4 protein-coding genes and 2 pseudogenes are annotated in these 5,051 nt (G+C 35.6%); 5 read left to right on the top strand and 1 reads right to left on the bottom strand.

Translation table 11 applies throughout. From position 1 onward, the window contains the following. Positions 1-92: 92 nt before the first annotated feature. The 5 genes and pseudogenes from HMPREF2877_RS11385 to HMPREF2877_RS01355 all read left to right on the top strand — a co-directional run bounded on the left by HMPREF2877_RS11385 (position 93) and on the right by HMPREF2877_RS01355 (position 4,281). Positions 93-656 (top strand): annotated as a pseudogene (locus HMPREF2877_RS11385) (hypothetical protein). Between the two features lie 166 nt (positions 657-822). Continuing rightward, positions 823-2,253 carry a hypothetical protein gene (locus HMPREF2877_RS01370; RefSeq protein WP_070578252.1) on the top strand — a complete coding sequence of 477 codons (1,431 nt, stop codon included), beginning with the start codon at positions 823-825 and terminating at the stop codon, positions 2,251-2,253. A 100-nt stretch (positions 2,254-2,353) separates the two neighbouring features. Further along, positions 2,354-3,229 (top strand): hypothetical protein, encoded by an 876-nt coding sequence (locus HMPREF2877_RS01365; RefSeq protein WP_256262906.1) that lies wholly within the window; start codon positions 2,354-2,356, stop codon positions 3,227-3,229. Positions 3,230-3,258: 29 nt separating this feature from the next. Then, positions 3,259-3,462, top strand: coding sequence for a hypothetical protein (locus HMPREF2877_RS01360; protein ID WP_037598693.1), 204 nt, complete (start codon positions 3,259-3,261; stop codon positions 3,460-3,462). A 270-nt stretch (positions 3,463-3,732) separates the two neighbouring features. Then, complete coding sequence (locus HMPREF2877_RS01355; protein ID WP_037598695.1) at positions 3,733-4,281, top strand: histidine phosphatase family protein; 549 nt, start codon at positions 3,733-3,735, stop codon at positions 4,279-4,281. A 6-nt stretch (positions 4,282-4,287) separates the two neighbouring features. Here HMPREF2877_RS01355 and HMPREF2877_RS01350 read toward each other — a convergent pair. Further along, a pseudogene (locus HMPREF2877_RS01350) lies at positions 4,288-5,051 on the bottom strand (ISL3 family transposase); the annotation flags it as partial.

Genomic DNA, 5,051 nt, shown 5'->3' with positions numbered 1-5,051 from the left:
CCTATTCAAAAGAATTTAAAATGGAACTTGTAAAAAATGTATTAGTGGTGGCAAAGAAAGTTTAATTGACAAAAGGAATCATCACAAACTAGATGACGAGTTTAGGTAAACAGCGCCACGAATCAAAATGCTTAGCGATTGAATGCTTTAACAGAAATAAGGTTGAAGCATTAGCTGAATGTGCAATCTGCTCGGAATTACGTGTTCTGCATTTTATGAATGGAAACAGAGTAGTCCCAGCAGAGGAACAGTACAACCGTAGGGCTAAGCAAAAAGGTCAAAATTCTTGTTTGACACCAAAGTTGAAAAAGGAAATTGAGAACGGTTTAAAATCCTCTTGGTCGCCTGAACAGATTTGTGGTCCGCTATCAGCTTGAACAAAAGCCAATGGTAGCTTTTAAAACTATTTATAACTGGCTCTATGCTGGTTTGATTGATCTGGATTTGAGCGTCCTTCGCCATAAAGGAAAAACTCGACAACCCAAAGAAACACTTGGAAGATTTAGGCTTGGTACGCCAATTTCCCAAAGAAAACAGATTTAGCGACTATCTCTGATGAGGCTTTGAACAAGGCGTTATATGATATCAATCACCGACCACGAAAATGTTTACCTTACAGAACTGCTTGTGAAGCCCTAATAGAAGAGTTCGAGTAAATGTTGCACTTATTCTTGCAATTTATCAAGTATACATTATTAGAGAAGTATATCAATATGGCTCTTGGTTTTGAGTTCTAATTTGTGTGTGGGTGTCACTGGGTTAAAAAAGGTATATGAGGTTTAGTATAATGGTTCCAAAAAATTGAAGAGAAGGACTAGACAAATGACAAGAACACCAGGTAATAAAAAATGGTTACAAAATATTGCTAAGAAAATCAATTTCCCACTTTATCCAAAGAAAAAATTTAATGGAGAAGAAGTCACTCTCATGCCTGATGGGACAGTTCGATTATCTGAAACAGGAGAAAAGCCTTCTGCTGAAGCACTGGAAGCCTATCAAGACTTCGTTAAAAGATTCAATGAAAGACTACGTCGTTTTGGGGTAAGAACAATCGATGGAGAAGCAACATTGAATACTGTCTCTCGATTCTCGGACGACTATTATAAGAAGTATGCCTCGACACCATTGCTGAAACAAGTTTACCCAAATAATGACTTTCCTTTCCATTTGCAAATTCAAGAGGATTACATCATTCAAATCAACTATAGTCAAGAAACGGACTATGAGTTAATTAGTAAGCAACTAAACCAGTTAGATATGGATATCCTACTATTTATAGCTACATTCAGAAATGTTCAACTACTTCAAATTTCAAGGGAGTTTGGTTTACAGATTCCTAAAATCAAACCACATATCAAACGACTCAGAGAGTTTTACTTAGTTCAAGAGTGGGAGTTCGAACGTGAAGATACTCCAGGGGCTCTTGCGACAAGTTACTCTATTTACAGTCATGGAACGATGTTGCTCTTACTAGCAAATAAGATCAGCAGAAACTTCACTTATAAATGGAAAGATATTCTTCGGGAAGAAGATAACTACTCTCCTATTCGATACTGGAAGGTTGTAGATGCTTATCAGAACTTCAAATTTAATCAAAACTATGCCTATTTTGTTCCTACGTCAAAACTGGAGAAGTTCACGTATACAGTGACAAAGACACAAGAAAAGAGTGAGAGTACAAGTCCTCTTTCTGGTATGGAGAAACGAAAATCAGAATTACAAGCCAAAAAGGTGAAGAAGAAAGAGCGTACGTATACGGTCCATGTTCCTAGATATCTCTTTATAGGTCAGTTAGCTCTCAATAAAAAGGAAGATGACGGTACAAAAAATCTTTTTGATGTGTATCCTTATATCACTAATGTAGGTGATACCAGCGATCTTGATAAATTGCTAAATGTCTTTAAACACTTTGGACGTTTCGAGGACGGTTTAGACGAAGAGGGAAACAAACGTTATCTACTGATTATCGTGGACAATTTTGATGATATTCAAGAAATTGAAGACAAATATATGCTTATTGAAAACGGTGGCTATAAGAACCTTAATAACATTATTTTCCTTAACCTAGAACTTGCTGCAGAAGAAGGGATTGACAAGTCTCTTGTTGTTATCAGAAGTCAAAATACAACTGGTGGTGGTCGTGTGGCCAAATACATGCCTTTTAGAATGAATGAAGCGTTTAATGAACGTCCACTTATAAAAGATGTCGAACTAGAAGAGTTAAATCAAGAAGAAGGTGATACTGATGCTTAATATCTATATTGATCCCTACGTCCTATCTCCTTTTGAAACCTCTCCTTTTTTTCACAAGCTGACTAACTTTGCAAAATCTAAAGACCATAGAGTAGCTATTATGGGGTTTAAGTCCCATATCTCTTGGAATGCTCTATCGTATTTAGAAGATAAAGCTAAGATCACGATTACCCACAATCATGCAGACCTAGAGGATGAGAAAAAACATGTGGTTCTGCTAGCTGGCTATTTAAAAAAGGATATTGAGTTAGTAACGTCTCCAACAAACCACATTACAGATATTTTCCTCTTCGATGAGCAGGCTCAAATGGATACGAATACTTTGTCTCAGCTACTCAGCAAGGTCCCTTACGTGCATTACCTATCAACAGAGCATTTTTTCCATTCTCCTCACGTCAATAATTTCCCTAAGAACAGGCCATTTATTTTCAATACTCAACTTTTCCGAGACACGAGAAATATTTATTTTGCTAACAGTTTAGTAGAGGGACACGATTGTTTATTTGAAAGTCTAGCTAAAAATGATATTACCCAGCAATCTTTTTTTGGTAGTAACAGCTATATCTATATACCAGGTCATAATGAAAAAGAAGAAGCACGCGCAAAGGTCATCATGAACATCACAGAAATTGAGGATTTGACGGTTGAAAGCATAAAACCTTTAGAGCCAGTATCAGCCATTTCAGAACCTCAACAAAGTATGAAAGAGCTACGTTTAGACGAAATCGAAAAACGTCTAAAGCAGAAAATGCAAAGCTCAGATAAAATTAAAAACAATGAAAATTCAAGTGAAGTCTTGAAAATTACCTCTGAAACCCTTACAATGATAAGGAAGGTAATGGATTGTATCGGGAGGATGGAAGATAGTTTAAATGCTAAGATGGCTGAACAAGCTGACGACAACAATAAACTTGATTCAGATTTTGATCCATTATACGCCTTCAGAGCCCAACATAATAAATTGGGGGAAGATTAAACAATAATAAAGGGTTGAAGGAGAGTAAAATGACTGATGAAGTAATGACTAAAAAGAATATTTACTTAGTGTCAGATGTTGAAAAAGCTAGAGAACTTGAGGCATACATCGTAAGTACAAAAGATGGCATGGAAGTCTTTGGACTTATTGGCTGTGATGAACTTGAGGAATTAACAGATGCTCAACGAGAATTTGTGCAGAGCGATGAAGCGATGCAATTCAAAAGTAAATAAGCTCCATGATTGATTAAAAAGCTGAGAAATCAGCTTTTTTTGATTTGAAGAAAGAATTATAAGGGATTTAAAGAATGGAAGCATTACAAAATTTTATAACTGGGATATTTAATACGATATCTTTTTTTCGGTAGTGTATAATAAGTTGTGTAAACACAAAAAGGAATAAAACCGTTATAGTAGAGTTGCGAAACATTACTAGAAAGAGATTTATTTCTAAAAAGCATTCTAAATTTCCTTCTATATATTCTATTTTTGAAGGTAAACATTATGAATAATACGTATATCTTACTTCGTCATGCACATTCCTCCTATACAAGTGACGATTATAATCGTCCTTTATCAAATAGGGGAATACACTCACTATCAAACTTATATTTTTTAAATGACTATAACATTGATTATTACTTTTCGAGTCCATTTAAAAGAGCCTTTGATACCTTGTACAAATCACCAATAAATTTCGATAAAATACATATAGATGATCGCCTAAAAGAAAGAGTACTATCTTCTTCATATGTTGATGACAACGACTTTAAAAGTGTAATTAAATATTTATGGGAAAACACCTCCTATCCTCTACCTGGTGGAGAGTCAAATGTTACTGCTTTAAATAGGGTATTAGATTTTTTAAAAGATTTAGAACATAAGTACTCAAATCAAACAATTCTAATTACTTCTCATGGTAATATTATTGGAATCTTACTCAACTATTTTGATTCTACTTTTAATTACAAACAATGGGAGGAGATGACATTTCCTGACTGTTATATAATTAATAAAGATTCCTCTATTAAGAGAATTATGATATATTGGTGAACCCCCTCTTTTTTCCTGAAAGTGAAAAAAGCAAAAGCTGATAGAGGTGATAATAATTGGCGAGTTCTTCTGAGCAAGTCAGTGTCTTCTCAACGACTTCATGTGGACTTAAGGTTTGACAAAGGGTCTTCGAGTGAAATGAGTTACAAGATAACTTACGGCTGTCCTTTTGGAAGTGTCTCCAGTGATTTTTTAAAGTTCGATAAGGTAGCGACTTCTTATCAAACTGGTTCATAATGGCAATTCTTGTCTTTAAAAAGGTTCGACCAAGGTGCTGGATGATGTGGAAACGATCAATAATGATTTCGGCATTTGGGAAAAGCCTTCGAGCTAGTGGCATATAGGCTCCTGACATATCCATCGTTATAAACCGTACCTTTTGGCGTACTTTCAAAGGATACTTCAAAAAGTAGTTTCGAATAGTGGTTTGACGGCAATTATCAAGGATAGTTATGAGTTTGTTAGTCTCATAGTTTTGAGCCACAAAAGCGAGTTCACCTTTCTTGAACCCAAAATCATCCCAGGACATAACAGTCGGGAGTTTGTCATAATGTTCCTTGAAAGTAAACTGGTCAAGTTTACGATAGACAGTGGACGTCGACACACGAAGTCTTCTGGTAATATCTGTTAGTGATACCTTTTCAGTAAGGAGCTGTGCAACCTTTTGCCGGACAAGGTTGGAGATTTGGTGGTTTTTCTCAACAATTGATGTCTCAGCTACCGTGACTTTCTTACAATTTTTACACTGGAAGCGACGCTTTTTAAGACGT

This window comes from Streptococcus sp. HMSC072D03, from assembly GCF_001812855.1.
GTDB classification, from domain to species: Bacteria; Bacillota; Bacilli; order Lactobacillales; family Streptococcaceae; genus Streptococcus; species Streptococcus salivarius_D.
The sequence above is the reverse complement of the archived record's forward strand: the minus strand, read 5'-3'. Positions and strand labels throughout refer to the sequence as shown.

Coding starts and splice junctions, on each gene's coding strand:
- HMPREF2877_RS01370 (WP_070578252.1), top strand. CDS start 823: ATGACAAGAACACCAGGTAATAAAAAATGGTTACAAAATATTGCTAAG.
- HMPREF2877_RS01365 (WP_256262906.1), top strand. CDS start 2,354: ATGGGGTTTAAGTCCCATATCTCTTGGAATGCTCTATCGTATTTAGAA.
- HMPREF2877_RS01360 (WP_037598693.1), top strand. CDS start 3,259: ATGACTGATGAAGTAATGACTAAAAAGAATATTTACTTAGTGTCAGAT.
- HMPREF2877_RS01355 (WP_037598695.1), top strand. CDS start 3,733: ATGAATAATACGTATATCTTACTTCGTCATGCACATTCCTCCTATACA.